This is a genomic window from Romboutsia sp. 13368 (genome assembly GCF_018336475.1).
In the GTDB taxonomy this organism is placed as follows: domain Bacteria; phylum Bacillota; class Clostridia; order Peptostreptococcales; family Peptostreptococcaceae; genus Romboutsia.
Map to the genome: position 1 here is coordinate 1,104,698 of NZ_CP048741.1, position 411 is coordinate 1,105,108.

Genomic DNA, 411 nt, shown 5'->3' on the forward strand with positions numbered 1-411 from the left:
TTAAATAAAGTTATACAAATTAATCAGACATTTAATGATTTCATTGACGATGAAATTATAGCTATTGAAAATAAAAATGAGTTGATGATGGCAATAGATTCTTTGGATAAGAAGGATAAAGAGATAATTATAATGAAATTCTTTTTAGGTATTAAGTCACAAGATATAGCTATAAAATTTGATGTTACAAAATCAAGCATAGATAATAAAATTTATAGAATTAAGAAAAAGCTGAAAAACTTCTTAGAAGATATTAAGTTGGAGGTAATGTAATATGAAAGATATTTATGAATTATTAAATAATATAGATATAGCTGAAAATGAATTTGAAGAAATGAAAGTTAGCGAAATTGAAAAAGCAAGAATAAAAAAAAGATTAAAAAAATCTATACATAAAAAAAATAATGTATA

At 20.7% G+C, this 411-nt stretch carries 1 protein-coding gene; it reads left to right on the top strand.

Annotated elements, in window-relative coordinates:
• Window positions 1–273, top strand: a 273-nt coding sequence (locus G3997_RS04515) for a sigma factor-like helix-turn-helix DNA-binding protein (RefSeq protein ID WP_296648753.1), incomplete at its 5' end; no start/stop codon positions are given.
• Window positions 274–411 lie beyond the last annotated feature (138 nt).